This is a genomic window from Streptomyces sp. NPDC104367, assembly GCF_055583825.1.
In genome coordinates, this window is record NZ_JBVJND010000004.1 from 106,051 (window position 1) to 125,013 (window position 18,963).

The following is an 18,963-nucleotide window of genomic DNA, read 5'->3' on the forward strand; positions in this document are numbered from 1 at the left end:
TGATGCGTTACACACGCTCTTGCATGGCAGTGGGCGATAGGCATGCGCCGCAAACCGGTCAAGAGGTCTGGCCCGAATATGCTTCGAATGCCGTTCAAACGTTAGTCTTCAGCTCATGAAGTGGCTTATGAGCTGTTCATCAGGCACCCGACGGAGCCCGGCGGGCGATCCGGTGGCACCGCGCCCTTGACGGTCTCTTTGCGGGATGACTTACTGCTTCTTGTATGCCAGAGCGCGTCGCATTCCGTCCTGGGGTCAGGGGTTTCGCTCGCTGATCGTTGCCCGACGGTCCACTGTGGAAGGTGTGAGCTCCGGGCACGTGCGTTCTTCCGGCCCCGGGCGGTTCTGGCGGCCGCGTCATGCGGGGCTGCTGATCCCGGTCGGGCTCGTCGCGCTGATCACGGTCGCGGACACCGTGACCCCGGCCGACATCGTCCTCGGGCCGCTGCTGGTGATCGCGCCCGCCCTTGCCGCGTGGTTCGAGGGCCCCCGGGTGACGGCAGGTGTCGGAGCCCTGGCCGTGGCGGCCCAGACGTTCCTCGGCTGGCGGTCCGGTCTGCTGCCCTCGCGGGGGGTGACCGTGCAGATCGTCGCTCTCGCCGCGCTCTCCGCTCTCGTCGTGGTCATGTGCGTGGTGCGGGACCGGCGCGGCCGGCAGCTGGCGCAGGTCCGCTCGGTCGCCGGAGCCGCGCAGCGCGTGCTGCTGTGGCCCCTGCCGGACCGGCTGGGTACGCTGCGGCTCGCCTGTCTCTATCTGGCCGCGGAGGACGAGGCCCAGATCGGCGGCGACCTCTACGCGGCCGCGCACACCGGGAGCGCGGCCCGCCTGATGATCGGCGACGTGCGGGGCAAGGGCCTGCCCGCGATCGGGGAGGCCGCCGTCGTCCTCGGCGCCTTCCGGGAAGCCACCCACCGGCACGCCGGCCTGCCCGCGCTGGCTGCCGCGCTGGACCGGAGCGTCGCCCGCCACCTCGCCGACTTCGAACCGGAGAGCGAAGCCGGGGAGCGTTTCGTCACGGCCCTGCTGCTGGAGATCCCCGACGACGAGCCCGTCGTCCGGCTCACCAGCTGCGGTCACCTGGCGCCCCTCCTGCTCACCGCGGACGGCGGCGTGCGTGTCCCGACCCTGCGCCCCGCGCCCCCGCTCGGCATCGGTGTGACCGGCGCCGAGGACCACCCCCTCGACACCGTGCCGTTCGCCGCCGAGGACACCCTGCTCCTCTGCACGGACGGCGTCGTGGAGGCCCGCGACCGCGACGGCGCGTTCTATCCGCTCGCGGACCGTGCCGCACGGTGGGCCGGCAGCGACCCCGACGCACTCCTGCGCCACCTCGGACGTGATCTGATCGCCCACGCGGGCGGACGTCTCGGCGACGACGCGGCCCTGGTCGGCGTCCGTCGCGCCGCCGCCTCACGCTCGCACCACCGCCTGGGACGCGCGCACGGGTCCGGCGGACTCCACCGGCCCTGACCGCGCCGCGCGGGTAACCGGCAGGCAATAGTTTTGTCCGCATGGTGGACTCGGCGATGCCTCAGGAGGATTCGGGGGGCGGGCCGTCGCGGCCCTCATACCCACCTCTTACGTTGCGGTCGGACCGGGGGCCCGGATCCGGGGGACCGCCCGCATCCGAGGACTAGGGTGGTTTTCGTACGAAACACCCCGTGATGTCTTCTTTTTGCGGGGCGTCCTTCTCCTCCAAGGAGGCCGCCATGTACGTGCGAGCACGTGCATTCGCTGCATCAGGGCTGGCCGTCGCGCTGCTGTCCGTGGGCGCCGGCGGAGCCGTGGCGGCAACAACGCCGCCGTCGAATCCGGCCTCGATCACGGTCAAGGCGAGTCCCACGACCGTGAAGGCCGGCCAGACGGTCCGGTTCGCCGGACACACCTCGGGCATCAGGCCCGGGGCGTCGATCATGCTCCAGATGGACAGGAACGGCAAGTGGATACCGGTCCACGTCAACTCCAAGGTGAAAAAGGCCGACACCTACGCCTTCGCCGCCCGGGTCCACATGAAGGGCAGCCAGCAGTTCCGTGTGACCTCCGGCCAGACCCACTCTCCCACCGTCGGTGTGACCGTGCAGTAACCGCTCTCGGTGTTCCCGCTCGGCGCGTGGCCCGCCTCGGAAGTCCGCGGCGGGCCACGTCACTTCGGGTGCTGGGTCCATGCGGCCGGTGCGACGTGAGGAGTGGCTGTGGGGTGTGACGGGTCGGGTGGTGGGGCGGGCGGGAGGACACGCAACTTACTGGTGAGTCAGAAGTATTGACTGTGTCCGGACATGGCCTGACTGTAATGGACATGACTACTATCCGGGCGCGTCTGATCGTTGTCCTGGTTGTCCTCTGTGGATTCCTCGCGGTGGCGGGCGCCCCGTCCGCCACCGCTGCCACCCCATCCGACTCCCTCTGGTTCGACGGCACTTCGCTCACCGTGCAGAACGGACGCTTCGTCGACGGCCAGGGCCGTGAGGTCGTGCTGCGCGGCTACAACGTCTCCGGCGAGACCAAGCTGGAGGAGAACAGCGGCCTGCCCTTCGCGTCGGTCGCCGACGCGAAGAAGTCCGCGACCGCGCTGCGCGCCCTCGGCGGCGGCAACGCCGTGCGCTTCCTGCTCTCCTGGGCGCACGCCGAACCCACCCAGGGTCAGGTCGACACCACCTACCTGGCCGCCGTCACCGCGCAGATGCAGGCGTTCCTCGACGCCGGCATCCGCGTCTTCCCCGACTTCCACCAGGACCTGTACTCCCGCTACCTGTTCAACTCGGGCAGCTGGTACACGGGTGACGGCGCCCCCAAGTGGGCCGTCGCGCTGGGCGGTTACCCGACCGAGTCCTGCGGCATCTGCCTCTTCTGGGGCCAGAACATCACCCAGAACGCGGCCGTCCAGAAGGCCCAGTACGACTTCTGGCACAACAACTACGGCCTCCAGGACTACTTCCTGGCCACCGCCCAGACCACGATGACCTACCTGGCCGGACACCTGTCGTCCGACGAGTTCGCGGGCATCGTCGGCTTCGACCCCTACAACGAGCCGTACGCCGGGTCCTACGACTCCGGCGAGACCTCCCGCACCTGGGAGCAGAACCGGCTGTGGCCCTTCTACCAGAAGTTCCGGGCCCGCATGGACGCGGCCGGCTGGACCAGCAAGCCCGCCCTCGTCGAGCCCAACCTCTACTGGAACGGCAACGTCACCAACCAGGAGGGCGGCCTGCTCGACGCGGGCACGCTCGGCTCCCGCTACGTCTTCAACACCCACTTCTACGACCAGAAGGCCATCTCCGGCGTCCTGATGTGGGGGAACGCCGCCGACGGCCAGTACTCGACCGACTTCGGCACCATCCGCGACCGCGCCTCGGCGGCCGGGACCACCGCGATCGTCAGCGAGTTCGGGCACCCGCTGTCCGGCACCACCGCCGGCAAGGCGCCCACCGTCGACAAGGCGATGTACCAGGCCCTCGACTCCCGCCTCTCCGGGGCGAACTGGTGGTCCACACCGGCCTCCTCCGGCCCGGTGCTCTCGGGCACCCAGTGGCAGTGGGACATCTACAACGGCCGTCACCACGAGCTGATGAACGACAACGCCAGCAAGGTCCTCACCTCGGGCGACGCCTGGAACGACGAGGACCTCTCGGCCGTGAACACGGACGACTCCGGGACGGTGACGCTCCGTCAGGACGCCCGGCTGCTCGACCGGGTCTACCCGGGCGCCACCTCCGGCTCCACCCTCGCCTTCACCTACGAGGACCGTTCCCGGGACGGCTCCACGACCCTGACCTGGAACCCGGTGCCCAGCTCGCTGCCGAACGTGGCCGCGCTGGTCGGCTCCGGCCAGTACGCCGTCCAGGTCTGGCGCTCCGGCAGCGCCACCGCACCCACCGAACTGCACCTGCCCGCCTCCTTCCCGACCGCGTCCACCACCGTCGTCTCCGACCTGGGCACGTCCTACGCGCCCCCGTCGTACACGTCCTCCACGCCCGTCGGTGTGGCCGTCGAACCGGGTGGGACGGGCAGTCGCCGACTGCTGCTCACCGACTCGGACTCCGGCGTGCTGCACTTCGCGCTGGTGACCAACGGGGCGACCTCACCCAGCTCCACCGTGCTGAACGCGGCCAAGGCGGAGCTGGCCGCCTGGGTCGCGTCGAAGTTCTGAGCCGTGCCTCGGCCCCCGGGACGCACCGTGTCCCGGGGGCCGAGGCCTGGTACGGGACGGACGCGCAAACTGAAAACAGGCGCGTTCAGAACGAACTTACTGAAAAGTAAGGAGGGGTGCCTTACTCCGCAAGAGGCGTACACGACAAAATTGGCCGTCAAGTGGATGACGGAGGGGGCAGTCTTGGCGGGCAGGATCAAGGCACCGACGGGTCGCTACGGCGGCCGGTCCGCCGAGGAGCGCAAGGCCGAGCGGCGCCGGCGCTTCCTGGACGCGGCGCTCCGGCTCTTCGGTGACACGCCGGGGTTCGGTGCCACGACGGTCGCCGCGCTCAGCCAGGCGGCCGGACTGTCGACCCGTCAGTTCTACGAGGAGTTCCGGACGCTGGAGGACGTGCTCGCCGCGTTGCACCTGGAGATCAACGGGTGGGCGGAGCGGGCGGTGGTCGCGGCGTTCCCCGAGGCGGAGCCGCTGCCGCTGGTCGAGCGGGTGACGGTGCTGTTCCGGGCGTACGCGCGGGACGTCACCTCGGACCCACGCCGGATCCGGATCGCCTTCGTGGAGATCATCGGTGTCAGCCCCCGGCTGGAGGAGCAGCGGCTGGCGCGGCGGGCGCGGTGGGTGGAACTGATCTGCACCGAGGCGGACGCGGCGGTGGCGAGGGGGGTCGCGGCGCCGCGGGACTACCGGCTGGCGGCGACGGCGTTCATCGGCAGTGTGAACGGGCTGCTGCACGACTGGAGCGCCGGCCGGGTGGACGCGAGCCTGGACGACGTCGTGGAGGAACTGGTCCGGCTGCTGGTGGGAATCCTGCGGCCGGAGGGGTGGACGTCGGGGCGCACGCGCTAGCAACGCCCCTGCGGAGAGCGTGAGTTCACGCCTGTCACAGCCGTTGACTTCACCCCCGGGCGGCTCTACGGTCGGCCCGCGACATGTTCGGAGAACCGATCTGTGTTCGGCATTTCGAATGTGGTGAGCCGCACCTCTCTCGTACCCCCCTCGTGCACCCCCGTGGAGGAGCCGCATGTACCCCCCGCACAGACCGACCGCCGGCGGTCCCGTACGGCACCTGTGGGCCGCCGCCGTACGCACCCTCGCCCTGGCCCTGACGGCCGCCGCCGCGCTCCTGTTCGCCACGCCGGGACCCGCGCGGGCGGCGACGGTCCCGCAGGTCTCGGTGCCCACCGCCCCGATGGGCTGGGCCTCCTGGAACAGCTTCGCCGCGAAGATCGACTACAGCGTCATCAAGGCCCAGGTCGACGCGTTCGTCGCGGCCGGCCTCCCGGACGCCGGATACAAGTACATCAACATCGACGAGGGCTGGTGGCAGGGCACCCGCGACAGCGACGGCAACATCACCGTCGACACCGGTGAGTGGCCCGGCGGCATGAGCGCCATCGCCGACTACATCCACAGCAAGGGCCTGAAGGCCGGCATCTACACCGACGCCGGGTACAACGGCTGCGGCTACTACTACCCGACCGGCCGGCCCGCCGCCGCGGGCACCGGCAGCGAGGGGCACTACGCCCAGGACATGCTCCAGTTCTCCAAGTGGGGCTTCGACTTCGTGAAGGTCGACTGGTGCGGCGGCGACGCCGAGGGCCTGGACGCGGCCACCACCTACAAGTCGATCAGCTCGGCCGTCACCACGGCCGCCGCCGCCACCGGCCGCCCGCTGACCCTGTCCCTCTGCAACTGGGGCTACCAGAACACCTGGAACTGGGCGACCGGCCTCGGCACCATGTGGCGGACCAGCACCGACATCTACTACTACGGCGGCACGGCCTCGCAGTCGGCCGTGCTGTCCAACTTCGACCAGACCCTGCACCCCGCCGCCCAGCACACCGGCTACTACAACGACCCCGACATGCTCACCGTCGGCATGTCCGGCCTCACGGCCGCCCAGAACCGCACCCACATGGCCCTGTGGGCGATCTCCGGCGCCCCGCTCCTGGCCGGCAACGACCTCACCGCGATGACCAGCGAGACGGCCGCCATCCTCAAGAACTCCGACGTCGTCGCCGTCGACCAGGACACGCGCGGCCTCCAGGGCGTCAAGGTCGCCGAGGACACCACCGGACTCCAGGTCTACAGCAAGGTCCTCGCCGGCACCGGCAACCGCGCGGTCGTGCTGCTCAACCGCACCTCCGCCGCCGCGGACATCACCGCCCGCTGGTCCGACCTCGGCCTGACCGGCGCGTCCGCGACGGTCCGCGACCTGTGGGCGCAGTCGAACCTCGGCTCGTACAGCACGAGCTACACCGCCAGTGTGCCGGCCGGCGGCTCGGTGATGCTCAAGGTCGGCGGCGGCACGGAGGCGTCCGGCACGAGCTACGGCGCCACCTCCACCGGCAGGTACACCGGCGTGAGCGCCGCGAGCACCGGGCTGGACGTCGTCGACGTCGCCTACACCAACACCGGCTCCACCGCCGTCACCGGCACCCTCCAGGTGAACGGCCAGACCGCCACGACCGTCTCCTTCCCGCCGACCGGCTCCGCGCAGGGCACGGTCTCGGTACAGGTCCACCTCAGCAAGGGATCCGGCAACTCGCTCACCTTCACCGGGAGTTCACTGCCCACGCTCGGCTCCCTCACGGTCAGCCCGATCCCCGGCACCAACGGCACACTGATCGTGGGCGGGGCGTCCGGCCGCTGCGCCGACGTCTACGACAACACCATCACCAACGGCACCCAGGCGGAGCTCTGGGACTGCAACGGCGGCCAGAACCAGGCCTGGACGTACACCTCCCGCAAGGAGTTCGTGGTGTACGGCAACAAGTGCCTGGACGCCTACAACCTGGGCACCACCAACGGCACCAAGGTCGTGATCTGGGACTGCAACGGCCAGAACAACCAGAAGTGGAACATCAACGCGGACGGCACCATCACGAACGTCAACGCCGGACTGTGCCTGGACGCGTACAACGCGGCGACCGCCAACGGCACCACCCTGGTGCTGTGGACCTGCAACGGCGGCACCAACCAGCAGTGGAGCCGCAGCTGACCGGGGCCGGCCGACCCGTCCGGGTGGACCCCGCGGCAGGGGCCGCCCGGAACGGTCGTCGTACCGCCGGTCCCGCCGATCACGAGCGTCGGCGGGATCATGCCGTTCTCCGCCCTCGCGACCGGGCGGAGACACCCCCATGCTCAAGCGGCGCACCCGTCGTCGGTCAGCCCTGCCCGCGCTGCTGGTGACGGTGTGTCTGCTCCTGACCGGCGTCACCGCGACCGGGGCGGCGGCCGACGAGGCCACCGTCTCCCGGGACACCCTGCGCACCGGCTGGGACGCCGACGAGCCCGGCCTCGCCCCCGACCAGGTGACCAGCTCCGACTTCGGGCAGCAGTTCTCCACCGCCGTCGACGGGCAGGTCGACGCCCAGCCCCTGGCCGTCGGCCGGACGGTCGTCGTCGCCACCGAGAACAACCTCGTCCACGGGATCGACTCGGCCACCGGCGCCGTCCACTGGTCCAGGGGCCTGGGCGCGCCCTGGCCCGCCGCCGCCATCGGCTGCGGCGACCTCGTCCCCGACCTCGGCGTGACCTCCACCCCCGTCCACGACCCCGCGACCGGCACCGTCCACCTCACCGCCAAGGTCAACGACGGCGCCGACACCTCCCACCCCAGCCGGTACGTGCACGCCCTGGACGCCACCACCGGCGCCGAGCGCACCGGCTGGCCGGTGAAGGTCGCCGGTGCCCCCGTCAACGACCCGGCCCACCCCTTCAACGCCTTCACCGCCGGCCAGCGCCCCGGGCTGCTGCTGACGGGCGGCTCGGTGTACGTCGCCTTCGCCTCGCACTGCGACCACAACCCGTACGTCGGCTACGTCCTCGGCGTGAACACCGCCAGCAGCAGGACCACCCTGTGGGCCACCGAGAACTCCGCCGCCAACGGCATGGCCGGCATCTGGATGAGCGGCGGCGGCCTGGTCTCCGACGGACCCGGCCGCATCCTCTTCTCCACCGGCAACGGCATCTCCCCGGCCCCCGGCCCCGGTGCGAAGCCGCCGGGACAGCTCGCCGAGTCGGTGGTCAGGCTCGGCGTGAACAGCGACGGCACGATGTCCGCCCAGGACTTCATCAGCCCGGCCGACGCCCCCACCCTCGACCAGAACGACACCGGCCTGGGCTCCGGCGGCCCGGTCGCCCTGCCCGACCCGGCCTTCGGCACCCCCAGCACCCCAGGCTCCTGGTCCGGATCGGCAAGGACGGCCGCCTCTTCCCGCTCGACCGCGACGACCTCGGCGGCCGGAGCCGGGGCAGCGGCGGCACCGACCGGGTCCTCGGCTCCTTCGGACCCCACGAAGGCGTCTGGGGCCACCCGGGCATGTTCGGCGGCGAGGGCGGCTACGTCTACACCATCGGCAGCCGCGGCCCGCTGCGCGCCTTCCGGTACGGCGTCACCGGCACCGGTCCGCCCGCGCTGAGCAACACCGGCTCCAGCACCGACACCTTCGGCTACACCTCGGGCTCACCGGTCGTCACCTCCACCGGCACCACCGCCGGTTCGGCCGTCGTCTGGGCCGTGCGCGCGGACGGCTCCAGCGGCTCCAACGCCCAACTGCGCGCCTACAGCGCCGTACCGGTCGACGGACACATGAAGCTGCTCCGGTCCGCCCCGATCGGCACGGCCTCGAAGTTCTCGGTACCGGCCACCGACGGGGGACGCGTCTACGTCGACACCCGCGACGGCCACCTGCTGGCCCTCCGGCGCGGCCCTGACCGGCGACGCCGTCGACCTCGGCACGGTGCCCGTCGGCGGCACCGGCACGGCCGCGGCCACGGGGCGACACCCAGCCCGCCGACACCCGGGGCGTCGACCTCCAGTGGCATGTCGTCCACCCCCGGCAGACGTCCTGGCCGGCGCCCGCCGCCGGCACCACCGCGGTGAGCAGGGCGCAGCCCGGCCCAGGAAACAGACCGGGCGCCGCCGGCGCAGCGCCGGTACCGCTGCTCGTACGCGTGACGCAGCTCCCGGCCCCGGTCCGCCGTACGGCGCCACGAGGTGCCCAACCGCGTACGGCGTGCGGGCCGCGGACGTCATGGAGTACGGCGCCCGGCTGCGCTGACCCTCACACCCCGAGCTGCCGGGCGGCCGCCTCGACCGTCTGCTCCAGCAGGACGGCGATGGTCATCGGACCGACACCGCCCGGCACCGGCGTGATCAGCGAGGCCCGCTCGACGGCGGAGTCGAAGTCGACGTCACCGATGTTCCCGTCGTTGTAGCCCGCGTCGAGCACGACCGCGCCCGGCTTGACGTCCTGCCCGCGGATCAGACGCGGCCGGCCGACGGCGGCGACCACGATGTCCGCCTCGCGGACGGCCGCCGACAGGTCCCGGGTGCGGGAATGGCAGTAGGTCACCGTGGCGTCCCGGGCGAGCAGCAGCATGCCGGCCGGCTTGCCCAGGATCGCGCTGCGCCCGACGACCACCGCCCGCTTCCCCGCCGGGTCGACGCCGTACGCGTCGAGCAGGCGCAGGATGCCGCCGGGCGTGCAGGAGACGAAGCCCGGCAGACCGAAGCTCATGGCGGCGAACGACGCGAAGGTCACGCCGTCCACGTCCTTCTCCGGCGCGATCGCCTCGAACGCGGCCCGCTCGTCGACGTGTTCGCCCACCGGGTGCTGGAGCAGGATGCCGTGCACCGCCGGATCGGCCGACAACTCCCGCAGGGTGCCGACGAGTTCCTCGGTGGTCGTGGTGGCGGGCAGGGCCACGTGCCGGGAGGCGATACCGGCCTTGCGGCTGCGGTTCTGCTTCATCCGGACGTAGGTGACGGAGGCGGGGTCCTCGCCGACCAGCACGGTCGCCAGACACGGCGTGACGCCGGTGCGTGCGGTGAGACCGGCGGCCCGCCGCGCGCTCTCCTCGACGATACGGCGGGCGACGGCGGTTCCGTCCATGAGACGGGCCTGGGTCATGGGCACACTCCTGAGCCGATCGGTTCTGATCGCCCAGGCGCACGGCATCGACAGTGCGGACCGCTCCCCGGTGGTGCTCCACCTCAGCGCCAGTCACGGTCCGCCCCCAGCGTAACCGAGCCGGTCAGCGCCGCTCGCGGCGGTGCGCGTGCCGCAGGATCGCCCGCAGCAGCAGGACCGACGCCCGGGGACGCGCGCGGCGGGCGTGTCCCAGCGTGGCCCGCGCCGAGAAGGTCCAGGTCAACCGGGAGCTGACCTGGACCCTCGCGGTCCGTGCGACTACTCGTCCCATGCCTGGATCATGATCTGCTCGGTGATCTTCCCGTCGCGCAGCGTGATCATCGACTCGGCGAGCACCCGGACGCCGTCCTCGTACTCGCAGGACTCGCTGAAGGCGGCCCGGTCGCCCTGCACGATGCACTGGTCCAGCGTGTGCGTCATGTCGCGGCTGTAGACGTCGTCCAGCATCGCGGCGATGTCCTTGCGGCCGTGCAGGACCTTGGGACGGCTGGGCTGGGTGTTGCGGTCGACGATGCGGATCTCCGCGTCGTCCGCGTAGAGCGACAGAAGGGTGTTCCCGGTGTTCCCCTCTATGGCCCGGCGCAGTGTGTCGGTGTCGAAGGTGGAGCCTGTCGCGGTGCCCATGATGACCTCCTGGGGGAGCCCGCGGTCCGATGCGGAGCGGACCGCGAGGGCCCCTCACCACGAGCGTCCTCCGCCCCGCCGGGCTCGGCAAACGCAGGGCCGGCGCTCCTCCTGACGGGTGAGGGCGGCCGGCAGCCCGTGTCCGGCCCGGCGCCGGGGCCGTTGCTGAGGACATGATCTCAACACGACGTATCGTCGCCGCCGTCGGTCTGGCCGTCGGGGTCACCGGCCTCGCCGCGCCGCTGGCGAACGCGGCCGACGCGAGCGCCCAGCACCCCGGGAAGCTCACCGCGCTCGGCACGCTCGACTCGCTGGCCCGCAGCGACATCCCCGTGGAGTACCAGGACCGCATCCCGAAGGTCTCGGAGCAGGTGCAGGGACTGAACGACGTCCACAAGCTGAGCGAGCTGCACCAGGTGACCGACCTGGCCGCGCCGGTCATGGGCCTGGTGCCGGGTATCGGGTAGTGACCGTCCCGACCGCATCCCGAGGGCCGTCCCGCGAGGGGCGGCCCTCCGCCGTGGCGCCGTGACATTGGGACGCCGTGGGACGCCGTGACGCCTTGACGGCGTCAGTGCCCGGTGGCGAGGAACTGCGTCGCCGCCAGCTCCGCGTACAGCGGGTCGGACGCCACCAGCTCCCGGTGCGTGCCCACCGCGCGGACCTCCCCGGCGTCCATCACCACGATCCGGTCCGCCATGGTCACCGTCGACAGCCGGTGCGCGACCACCAGCACCGTGGTCGACCGCGCCACGTCGGCGACCGTGTCCCTGAGGGCCGCCTCGTTCACCGCGTCCAGCTGCGAGGTCGCCTCGTCGAGCAGCAGCAGCCGGGGCCGGCGCAGCAACGCCCGCGCGATCGCCACACGTTGGCGCTCACCGCCCGACAGCTTGGTGCCGCGGTGCCCGACCGGTGTGTCCAGTCCCTGCGGCAGCCGCGCGACCAGCCCGTCCAGCCGGGTCGTCTTCACCACCCGCGTCACCGCGCCCTCGTCCGCCTCCGGGTTGCCGAGGAGCAGGTTGTCCCGGAGCGAGCCGGACAGCACCGGGGCGTCCTGCTCGACGTACCCGATGGCCGAGCGCAGCTGCGGCAGTTCCCAGTCGGAGAGGGGACGGCCGTCGAGGGTGATCACGCCGGACTCGGGGTCGTGGAACCGCTCGATGAGCGAGAAGACGGTGGTCTTGCCGGCGCCGGACGGGCCGACGAACGCGGTCATGCCCCGTGCCGGAACCGCGAAGCTGACCCCGTGGTGGACGTAGGGCAGTTCGCCGGAGTAGCGGAAGCGCACGTCGGTGAAGGCGACGGCGGCCGGTTCGGCGCCGGGGGCCGGCAACTCGGCCGGTGCGGAGGCGGGTTCGGCGGGCAGTTGCAGCGCCTCCTGGATCCGGGCGAGCGCGCCGGCGCCGGTCTGGTACTGGGTGACCGCGCCGACGACCTGCTGGATCGGCGACATCAGGTAGAAGACGTAGAGCAGGAACGCCACCAGCGTGCCCACCCCGATCGCGCCGGTCGCCACCCGGGCGCCGCCCACCGCGAGCACCGTGATGAACGCCAGCTGCATCGCCAGCCCCGCCGTGTTGCCCGCCGCGGCCGACCACTTGGCGGCGCGCACGCTCTGCCGCCAGGACTCCTCGGCGGCCGCGTGCAGCGCCTGCTCCTCCCGGTGCTCGGCGCCCGAGGCCTTCACCGTGCGCAGGGCGCCCAGCACCCGCTCCAGCGAGGCGCCCATCACGCCCACCGCGTCCTGGGCCCGGCGGCTCGCCCGGTTGATGCGCGGCACGATGAGGCCCAGCACCGTGCCCGCCCCGGCGATCACCGCGAGCGTGACGGCGAGCAGCACCGGGTCGACCACCCCCATCATCACGACCGTGGCGACGAGGGTGAGGCCGCCGGTGCCGAGCGCGACCAGCGAGTCCGTGGTGACCTCGCGCAGCAGGGTGGTGTCCGAGGTGATCCGCGCCATCAGGTCGCCCGGCTCGGTGCGGTCCACGGCGGCGATCCGCAGCCGCAGCAGATACGAGGACAGGGTGCGCCGCGCGCCGAGCACCACCGACTCGGCCGTCCGCCGCAGCACGTACGAACCCAGCGCGCCCATGACGGCGTTGAGGACCACCAGAGCGGCCATGGCGAGCAACTTGCCGGTGATGGAACGGTCGTGGGACAGGTCCTCGATCAACCCCTTGGCCACCAGGGGCAGCAGCAGCCCGGTCGCGCCCGTCAGCAGGGAGAGCGCGGCACCGGCCGACAGGGCCAGGCGGTGCGGCCGTACGTAGGAGAGGAGCAGCCGGAACACGGGGGGACCGGTGCGGTCGCCCGGCGGTACTGCGTCTGCGGTGGTCACGGTGCTCCTCGTCCGGGCGGTGGGCGGCGCCCCCAGGCTACGTCCGCCCACCCCCGCCGCGTCCCCGTTCCCCGCCACGTCCGCGCCACGTCCACCAGGGACGGTACGGCGAGAAGGCAGCCGCCGACCCCGGGCGCCCCGGTCGCGCAGGTCCACGCCCCGCTTCCCGGGGGAAACACTCCCAGGGGGTATGCCGACCACCGTGGTGGAGGTACCCCGGGGGGTATATGGCCTGCGGGGACGGGGTGGGAAGGTGGTGTGGTCGGCCGGAAAGATCGGCGGCGACCGACGTGCTCCGTGCCGTTACCGGGCGGTCACGCGTAGGGTCGGAACGCAGCATGTCAGCAGAACGAGGAAAGGTCAGGGCCATGGCGCAGGAAGTACGCGGCGTGATCGCACCGGGCAGGAACGAGCCCGTGCGGGTCGAGACGATCGTGGTGCCGGACCCCGGGCCGGGCGAAGCCGTCGTACAGGTGCAGGCCTGCGGGGTCTGTCACACCGACCTGCACTACAAGCAGGGCGGCATCAACGACGACTTCCCGTTCCTGCTCGGCCACGAGGCCGCCGGTGTGGTCGAGTCGGTCGGCGAGGGCGTCACGGACGTCGCGCCCGGCGACTTCGTGATCCTCAACTGGCGTGCGGTGTGCGGGAACTGCCGGGCCTGCCTGCGCGGCCGCCCCTGGTACTGCTTCAACACCCACAACGCCGAGCAGAAGATGACCCTCGCCTCGACCGGGCAGGAGCTCTCCCCGGCCCTCGGCATCGGCGCCTTCGCCGAGAAGACGCTGGTCGCCGCCGGCCAGTGCACCAAGGTCGACCCGGCGGTCTCGCCGGCGGTCGCCGGACTGCTCGGCTGCGGTGTGATGGCGGGCATCGGCGCCGCGATCAACACGGGCGGCGTCGGCCGCGGCGACTCGGTCGCCGTGATCGGCTGCGGCGGTGTCGGCGACGCGGCCGTCGCCGGGTCCCGGCTGGCCGGGGCGGCGCGGATCATCGCCGTGGACATCGACGACCGCAAGCTGGAGAAGGCGCGCGCCCTCGGCGCCACCCACACCGTCAACTCCCGTGAGAACGACGCGGTCGAGGCGATCCGCGAGCTGACCGGCGGCTTCGGCGCCGACGTCGTCATCGAGGCGGTCGGCCGCCCGGAGACCTACCAGCAGGCCTTCTACGCCCGCGACCTCGCCGGCACGGTCGTCCTCGTCGGTGTGCCCACCCCCGAGATGAAGCTCGAACTCCCGCTCCTGGACGTCTTCGGCCGCGGCGGCTCCCTCAAGTCCAGCTGGTACGGCGACTGCCTGCCCTCCCGGGACTTCCCCATGCTGATCGACCTGCACCTCCAGGGCCGGCTGCCGCTGGACGCCTTCGTGACCGAGACCATCCAGCTCGACGAGGTGGAGAAGGCGTTCGAGCGGATGCACGGCGGCGACGTGCTGCGTTCGGTGGTGGTGCTCTGATGACCACGCGCATCGAACGACTTGTCACCGCAGGGCAGTTCAGCCTCGACGGCGGCACCTGGGACGTCGAGAACAACGTCTGGATCGTGGGCGACGAGCGCGAGGTGGTCGTCATCGACGCCGCCCACGACGCCCGGGCCATCGCCGAGGCGGTCGCCGACCGCACCCTCAAGGCGATCATCTGCACCCACGCCCACAACGACCACATCGACGCCGCGCCCGCCCTCGCGGACCTCACCGGCGCCAGGATCTGGCTGCACCCCGACGACCTGCCGCTGTGGAAGCAGACCCACCCCGACCGCGACCCCGACAACCACCTGGCCGACGGCCAGGTCGTCGAGGCCGCGGGCGCCGACCTGACGGTGCTGCACACGCCCGGCCACGCGCCCGGCGCCGTCTGCCTCTACGACCCCGGCCTCGGCGCCGTCTTCACCGGCGACACCCTCTTCCAGGGCGGTCCCGGCGCGACCGGACGGTCGTACTCGCACTTCCCGACGATCATCGACTCCATCCGGGACAAGCTCCTCAGCCTCCCGCCGGAGACCAAGGTGCTGACCGGACACGGCGACCCGACCACCATCGGCGCCGAGGCACCGCACCTGGAGGAGTGGATCGCCCGGGGCCACTGACGGCGCCGGACGGCCCGGACGGACGCGCCGTCGAAGGCGACCGAGCATGTCCGGTCCTCCCGTGACCCCGCACGCGTCCGGTACGTGTCCTGTACACGGACACCGGTCGTCGGACACGGAGAACGGGAGGCCGGACATGTCCTCAGCCCCGCTGAAGACATGTCCGCCGACACCACGGGCGGCCGGTGAACCGGCCCGCCCTCACGCCGGGGTGACCGGCCCGGTCGGCCACCGCGCCGGATGGCCGGGAGGCAGCGCGAGATCCGCGCGGACGGCGGTGTAGTACCCCTCGCGGCAGGCCCGCTGACGCTCCAGCAGCCGCTGCCAGGCGTCCGGGTCGACCGTCCCCGACCGCATGAACCGCTCCATCTCCATCACCGTGGTCACCCACGCCCGCGCCCGCTCCACCACCGCGGGGCTGCCCAGCATGATCAGCGCCTCCCCGGCCGGGTCCCGCCCGTCGGTGGCCTCCGCCAGCAGCGGTTCGGCCTCGGCCGGGGACAGCGGATGCGGATGCGGGTCGTTGCCGAGGTGGGAGGCGACGCGGTACGTCAGGTTCACCGATCTCTTCAGCGCCCGCGCGTACTCGCTGTACACGGTCAGCCGGCGCTCGTCCCAGCGCGCCTCCTGCTCCCGCCGGAACCGCGCCCGGTCACCCCGCACCACGGCGAGGTACGAACCGAGCGCGCCGATCACGACGCCTATGAGGGCCGGGAGTTGCTGCAAGAACGCGGACATGTGCGCACGCTATCTGTCCGGTTGATCGCCGCGCCCGTACGGTCGGTGCCATGACCGTACTCAACCGCTTTGCGGGACACGGGGTTCTCGTCACGGGCGCGGCCCGGGGCATCGGCGCGGCCGTCGCCCGCCGCCTCGCCGAGGAGGGCGCCCGGGTACTGGTGACCGACCGGGACCTGCCCGAGGCGCAGCGGACGGCGGCCGCGCTGCGCGAACAGGGCCTCGCGGCCGAGGCGTTCGGCTGTGACGTGGCCGACCGCGCCTCGGTGGAGGCCGCCGTCGGGCGCGCCGTCGCCTCCTTCGGCACCCTCGACGTCCTGGTGAACAGCGCCGCCCACTGCACCCCGGACCGGCCGCTCTACGAGGACCAGCCGGACGACGAGTGGGCGCTGGACCTCGACATCACGCTCACCGGTGTGCACCGCTGCTGCCGCGCCGCCCTCCCGCACCTGGCCGCCTCCGGCCGGGGCGCGATCGTCAGCGTCGGCTCCGTCAACGCCGAGGCGGACTTCGGCAACCACGCCTACAGCGCGGCCAAGGCCGGCCTGGTCTCGCTCACCCGCACCCTCGCCGGGCACGCGGCCGCGCGCGGGGTCCGGGTCAACCTGGTGGAGCCGGGCACGGTCCGCACCTCGGCCTGGGCGGGCCGGGACGACGAACTCGACGCCGTTCGGGACCTGTACCCCCTGGGCCGGGTCGGCGAGCCGGCCGACATCGCCGCCGCCGTCGCCTTCCTCGCCTCCCGGGACGCCGCCTGGATCACCGGCACCGCCCTGCGCGTCGACGGCGGCCTCACCGCCGTGCACAGCGGGTTCCACGCGGCGCTGCGGCCGCAGCGGCAGGCCGGGCACCCGTCAGGGAGCGGCTGAGGCGGCCGCCAGGACGTCCAGCACCCGCCGGGTGTCGTCCTCGGTGGTGCGCCAGCTGCTGAAGGCCGCCCGCAGCGCCGGCACCCCGTCGTGGACCGTCGGTGTGAGGAACGCCTCCCCGGACCCGGCGACCGCCCGGGCCAGCGCGTCCACCCGCTCCTGCGAGGGATCGCCTGTGACGGTGAAACAGACCACGTTCAGCCGGACCGGGGCGAGCAGCCGCAGGCCGGGAAGGGCGTCGATGCCCGAGCCGAGGCGGCGGGCCTCGGCGACGTTGCGCTCGACGATCTCCCGGTGCCCCTCCCGGCCGTACGCCGTCAGCGAGAACCAGGCCGGCAGCGCCCGCATCCGGCGGGAGTTCTCCGGGGTCAGGTGCAGGAAGTCCGGGTCGCCGGTCGGCAGGCCCAGATAGGGGGACTCGTTGTGGAACACGGCCACCTGGAGGTCGCGGCGGCGGGTGAACTGGACGGCCGCGTCGTAGGGGACGTTCAGCCACTTGTGCAGGTCCACGCAGACCGAGTCGGCCGCGTCCAGGCCCGCCACCAGCGGGGCGTACGCGGGGGAGAGCGCGGCGAAGCCGCCGAACGCGGCGTCCACGTGCAGCCAGAAGCCGTGCCGCTCCCGGAGCGCGGCGATCGCCCGCAGGTCGTCGAAGTCGACGGTGTTCACCGTGCCCGCGTTGGCGACCACGATCGCCGGCCGCCCGTCCAGCGCGGACAGCGCCGCGTCCAGCGCGGCCACGTCCACCGCCTCCCGGCCGGGCAGCAGCGGCACCCGCCGCAGCCGGTCCCGCCCGATGCCGAGCACCGACAGCGCCTTGGTGACGCTGGAGTGCGGGCTGCCGGAGAGCACCTCGACCGGGCCGAGCGCGGCGGCGCCCGCCCGGGAGACGTCCACCCCGAGCCGCTCCCCGGCCCATTCCCGGCCGATCGCGAGCCCCACGGCGTTCGACATCGTGGCGCCGGTCACGAAGGCCCCGCTGTGCGCCTCGCCGAGTCCGAACAGCTCGGCCAGCCAGGCCACCGTCTCGTGCTCCAGGGCGGCACCCCAGGAACCGAGGGCCCCGGAGATGTTCTGGTCGTAGGCCGAGGTCAGCCAGTCCCCGGTGAGGGAGGCGGGCGTCACACCGCCGGTGACGAATCCGAGGTAGCGTGGCCCGGCCGAGGCGGACAGACCCGGCGCCCATCGCTCGGTGAACCGGGCCAGCGCGCCGTCACCGCCCTCCCCCTGCTCGGGCAGCGGCGCCCGTGCGGGTGCGGGCCCGAGCGCGACCACCGGCCGCTCGTCCAGCCCGGCCAGTTCAAGGGCGGCCACGTCACGCGCGGACCGGAGCAGTTCGGGAAGCCGGTCGAGGTCGCCGGCCAGTACGGGGTGCATGAGCCGCAGCCTAGGACAACCCATGACGCGGGGCCTGAGGCAACCGTTTCGTCACGGTCCGGTCTGCGCTACAACCGATGCCCGGGACCACCGGGTCTACCAGGGCGAGATCCCAGACACAGGAAGGGGACAGACTGCATATGGGGGACATACGCAGACGAGGTGTCGTCGTGCTCGGCGTCACCGGGCTCGTCGCGCCGCTGGCGCTGGCCTTCTCCGCCGTACCGGCGCAGGCCGCGAGCTGCACCACACAGGCCGGGCCGTACCAGAAGCAGGTGGAGAAGTTCCTCGGCCGGCCGGTCGACGGCAAGCAGTCCACCGCCGACTGCAAGGCGATCCAGGCGTTCCAGAACAAGCACGGCATCACGCCCGCCGTCGGGTACGCGGGGTCCGTCACCTGGGGCGTGATGGATCTCATGAACAAGCAGAAGGCCGTCGGGAACAACCCGAACAAGGCCGGGAAGTGCCCCACGGACAAGGGGCGCATCGCCTGCGTGAACCTGACGCTCCAGCTCTCCTGGATCCAGGACGGCAGCAAGCTGGTCTACGGCCCGGTGCCGGTGCGTACCGGTCGCGACGGGTTCGAGACCCGCACCGGACTGAAGAAGATCTACTGGCGTGACATCGACCACGTCTCGTCGGTGTACGACGTGCCGATGCCCTACAGCCAGTTCTTCGACGGCGGCCAGGCCTTCCACTCGGTCAGCCTCAGCATGTGGAACCCGCCGGGCTCGCACGGCTGCGTGAACATGACCCCCGCGGTCGCCAAGAAGTACTGGTCGCTGCTGAAGACGGGCGACGACGTCTACGTCTACGGCCGCAAGCCGGGCACCTGACG

18 protein-coding genes and 1 riboswitch are annotated in these 18,963 nt (G+C 72.2%); of the genes, 12 read left to right on the plus strand and 6 right to left on the minus strand.

Annotated features, from left to right (window positions below):
* Positions 1-319: 319 nt before the first annotated feature.
* The 7 genes from ACZ619_RS07775 (at position 320) to ACZ619_RS07805 (ending at position 9,039) form a co-directional block, all read left to right on the plus strand.
* On the plus strand, positions 320-1,471 hold the full coding sequence (locus ACZ619_RS07775) for a PP2C family protein-serine/threonine phosphatase (protein WP_469595490.1): 1,152 nt from the start codon (positions 320-322) through the stop codon (positions 1,469-1,471).
* Between the two features lie 245 nt (positions 1,472-1,716).
* Positions 1,717-2,085, plus strand: coding sequence for a hypothetical protein (locus tag ACZ619_RS07780; RefSeq protein WP_469595492.1), 369 nt, complete (start codon positions 1,717-1,719; stop codon positions 2,083-2,085).
* Positions 2,086-2,291: 206 nt separating this feature from the next.
* Complete coding sequence (locus tag ACZ619_RS07785) at positions 2,292-4,148, plus strand: cellulase family glycosylhydrolase (protein WP_469595495.1); 1,857 nt, start codon at positions 2,292-2,294, stop codon at positions 4,146-4,148.
* A 183-nt stretch (positions 4,149-4,331) separates the two neighbouring features.
* On the plus strand, positions 4,332-4,997 hold the full coding sequence (locus tag ACZ619_RS07790) for a TetR/AcrR family transcriptional regulator (RefSeq protein WP_469595497.1): 666 nt from the start codon (positions 4,332-4,334) through the stop codon (positions 4,995-4,997).
* Positions 4,998-5,172: 175 nt separating this feature from the next.
* Positions 5,173-7,152 carry a ricin-type beta-trefoil lectin domain protein gene (locus ACZ619_RS07795; RefSeq protein ID WP_469595500.1) on the plus strand — a complete coding sequence of 660 codons (1,980 nt, stop codon included), beginning with the start codon at positions 5,173-5,175 and terminating at the stop codon, positions 7,150-7,152.
* 139 nt (positions 7,153-7,291) lie between these two features.
* Positions 7,292-8,575, plus strand: coding sequence for a hypothetical protein (locus ACZ619_RS07800; RefSeq protein WP_469595503.1), 1,284 nt, complete (start codon positions 7,292-7,294; stop codon positions 8,573-8,575).
* Entirely contained in the window at positions 8,476-9,039 is a 564-nt protein-coding gene (locus ACZ619_RS07805) for a hypothetical protein (protein ID WP_469595505.1), read from the plus strand. The genes ACZ619_RS07800 and ACZ619_RS07805 overlap by 100 nt, the downstream gene beginning before the upstream one ends.
* Before the next feature lie 181 nt (positions 9,040-9,220).
* On the opposite strand, the gene ACZ619_RS07810 is transcribed toward ACZ619_RS07805, so the two are convergent.
* The 3 genes from ACZ619_RS07810 to ACZ619_RS07820 form a co-directional block, all read right to left on the minus strand.
* Positions 9,221-10,069 carry a bifunctional 5,10-methylenetetrahydrofolate dehydrogenase/5,10-methenyltetrahydrofolate cyclohydrolase gene (locus ACZ619_RS07810; protein ID WP_469595508.1) on the minus strand — a complete coding sequence of 283 codons (849 nt, stop codon included), beginning with the start codon at positions 10,067-10,069 and terminating at the stop codon, positions 9,221-9,223.
* 24 nt (positions 10,070-10,093) lie between these two features.
* A riboswitch (ZMP/ZTP riboswitch) is annotated at positions 10,094-10,176 on the minus strand.
* 17 nt (positions 10,177-10,193) lie between these two features.
* Entirely contained in the window at positions 10,194-10,361 is a 168-nt protein-coding gene (locus ACZ619_RS07815) for a hypothetical protein (protein WP_469595510.1), read from the minus strand.
* On the minus strand, positions 10,349-10,714 hold the full coding sequence (locus ACZ619_RS07820; RefSeq protein ID WP_469595512.1) for a nuclear transport factor 2 family protein: 366 nt from the start codon (positions 10,712-10,714) through the stop codon (positions 10,349-10,351). The genes ACZ619_RS07815 and ACZ619_RS07820 overlap by 13 nt, the downstream gene beginning before the upstream one ends.
* 173 nt (positions 10,715-10,887) lie before the next feature.
* Between ACZ619_RS07820 and ACZ619_RS07825 the strand changes: the two genes are divergently transcribed.
* A complete protein-coding gene (locus tag ACZ619_RS07825; RefSeq protein ID WP_469595515.1) occupies positions 10,888-11,181 on the plus strand; it encodes a hypothetical protein in 294 nt (97 codons plus the stop codon).
* 104 nt (positions 11,182-11,285) lie between these two features.
* Here ACZ619_RS07825 and ACZ619_RS07830 read toward each other — a convergent pair whose 3' ends face one another.
* On the minus strand, positions 11,286-13,055 hold the full coding sequence (locus ACZ619_RS07830; RefSeq protein WP_469595517.1) for an ABC transporter ATP-binding protein: 1,770 nt from the start codon (positions 13,053-13,055) through the stop codon (positions 11,286-11,288).
* A gap of 368 nt (positions 13,056-13,423) precedes the next feature.
* Between ACZ619_RS07830 and ACZ619_RS07835 the strand changes: the two genes are divergently transcribed.
* Both ACZ619_RS07835 and ACZ619_RS07840 read left to right on the plus strand, forming a co-directional pair.
* The gene (locus ACZ619_RS07835; RefSeq protein WP_469595520.1) at positions 13,424-14,512 is read left to right on the plus strand and encodes an S-(hydroxymethyl)mycothiol dehydrogenase; all 1,089 of its coding nucleotides are present in this window, start codon (positions 13,424-13,426) and stop codon (positions 14,510-14,512) included.
* Complete coding sequence (locus tag ACZ619_RS07840; RefSeq protein WP_469595521.1) at positions 14,512-15,141, plus strand: MBL fold metallo-hydrolase; 630 nt, start codon at positions 14,512-14,514, stop codon at positions 15,139-15,141. Before ACZ619_RS07835 ends, ACZ619_RS07840 begins: the two co-directional genes overlap by 1 nt.
* 201 nt (positions 15,142-15,342) lie before the next feature.
* Here the strand turns inward: ACZ619_RS07840 and ACZ619_RS07845 are convergent, their stop codons facing one another.
* Complete coding sequence (locus ACZ619_RS07845) at positions 15,343-15,879, minus strand: hypothetical protein (protein ID WP_469595524.1); 537 nt, start codon at positions 15,877-15,879, stop codon at positions 15,343-15,345.
* A gap of 50 nt (positions 15,880-15,929) precedes the next feature.
* Between ACZ619_RS07845 and ACZ619_RS07850 the strand changes: the two genes are divergently transcribed.
* Positions 15,930-16,748, plus strand: a complete 819-nt coding sequence (locus tag ACZ619_RS07850) for an SDR family NAD(P)-dependent oxidoreductase (RefSeq protein ID WP_469595526.1) — start codon at positions 15,930-15,932, stop codon at positions 16,746-16,748.
* On the opposite strand, the gene ACZ619_RS07855 is transcribed toward ACZ619_RS07850, so the two are convergent.
* Positions 16,734-18,125 (minus strand): pyridoxal phosphate-dependent decarboxylase family protein, encoded by a 1,392-nt coding sequence (locus tag ACZ619_RS07855; RefSeq protein WP_469595528.1) that lies wholly within the window; start codon positions 18,123-18,125, stop codon positions 16,734-16,736. The genes ACZ619_RS07850 and ACZ619_RS07855 overlap by 15 nt on opposite strands.
* A gap of 140 nt (positions 18,126-18,265) precedes the next feature.
* Between ACZ619_RS07855 and ACZ619_RS07860 the strand changes: the two genes are divergently transcribed.
* Entirely contained in the window at positions 18,266-18,961 is a 696-nt protein-coding gene (locus ACZ619_RS07860; protein ID WP_469595530.1) for a L,D-transpeptidase, read from the plus strand.
* The last annotated feature ends 2 nt before the right edge of the window (positions 18,962-18,963 follow it).

Bases quoted from the DNA above. Each gene is read 5' to 3' on its own strand.
- ACZ619_RS07860 (WP_469595530.1), top strand. From the start codon at position 18,266: ATGGGGGACATACGCAGACGAGGTGTCGTCGTGCTCGGCGTCACCGGG.
- ACZ619_RS07850 (WP_469595526.1), top strand. From the start codon at position 15,930: ATGACCGTACTCAACCGCTTTGCGGGACACGGGGTTCTCGTCACGGGC.
- ACZ619_RS07855 (WP_469595528.1), bottom strand. From the start codon at position 18,125: ATGCACCCCGTACTGGCCGGCGACCTCGACCGGCTTCCCGAACTGCTC.
- ACZ619_RS07840 (WP_469595521.1), top strand. From the start codon at position 14,512: ATGACCACGCGCATCGAACGACTTGTCACCGCAGGGCAGTTCAGCCTC.
- ACZ619_RS07825 (WP_469595515.1), top strand. From the start codon at position 10,888: ATGATCTCAACACGACGTATCGTCGCCGCCGTCGGTCTGGCCGTCGGG.
- ACZ619_RS07815 (WP_469595510.1), bottom strand. From the start codon at position 10,361: ATGGGACGAGTAGTCGCACGGACCGCGAGGGTCCAGGTCAGCTCCCGG.
- ACZ619_RS07820 (WP_469595512.1), bottom strand. From the start codon at position 10,714: ATGGGCACCGCGACAGGCTCCACCTTCGACACCGACACACTGCGCCGG.
- ACZ619_RS07810 (WP_469595508.1), bottom strand. From the start codon at position 10,069: ATGACCCAGGCCCGTCTCATGGACGGAACCGCCGTCGCCCGCCGTATC.
- ACZ619_RS07845 (WP_469595524.1), bottom strand. From the start codon at position 15,879: ATGTCCGCGTTCTTGCAGCAACTCCCGGCCCTCATAGGCGTCGTGATC.
- ACZ619_RS07795 (WP_469595500.1), top strand. From the start codon at position 5,173: ATGTACCCCCCGCACAGACCGACCGCCGGCGGTCCCGTACGGCACCTG.
- ACZ619_RS07805 (WP_469595505.1), top strand. From the start codon at position 8,476: ATGTTCGGCGGCGAGGGCGGCTACGTCTACACCATCGGCAGCCGCGGC.
- ACZ619_RS07835 (WP_469595520.1), top strand. From the start codon at position 13,424: ATGGCGCAGGAAGTACGCGGCGTGATCGCACCGGGCAGGAACGAGCCC.
- ACZ619_RS07800 (WP_469595503.1), top strand. From the start codon at position 7,292: ATGCTCAAGCGGCGCACCCGTCGTCGGTCAGCCCTGCCCGCGCTGCTG.
- ACZ619_RS07785 (WP_469595495.1), top strand. From the start codon at position 2,292: ATGGACATGACTACTATCCGGGCGCGTCTGATCGTTGTCCTGGTTGTC.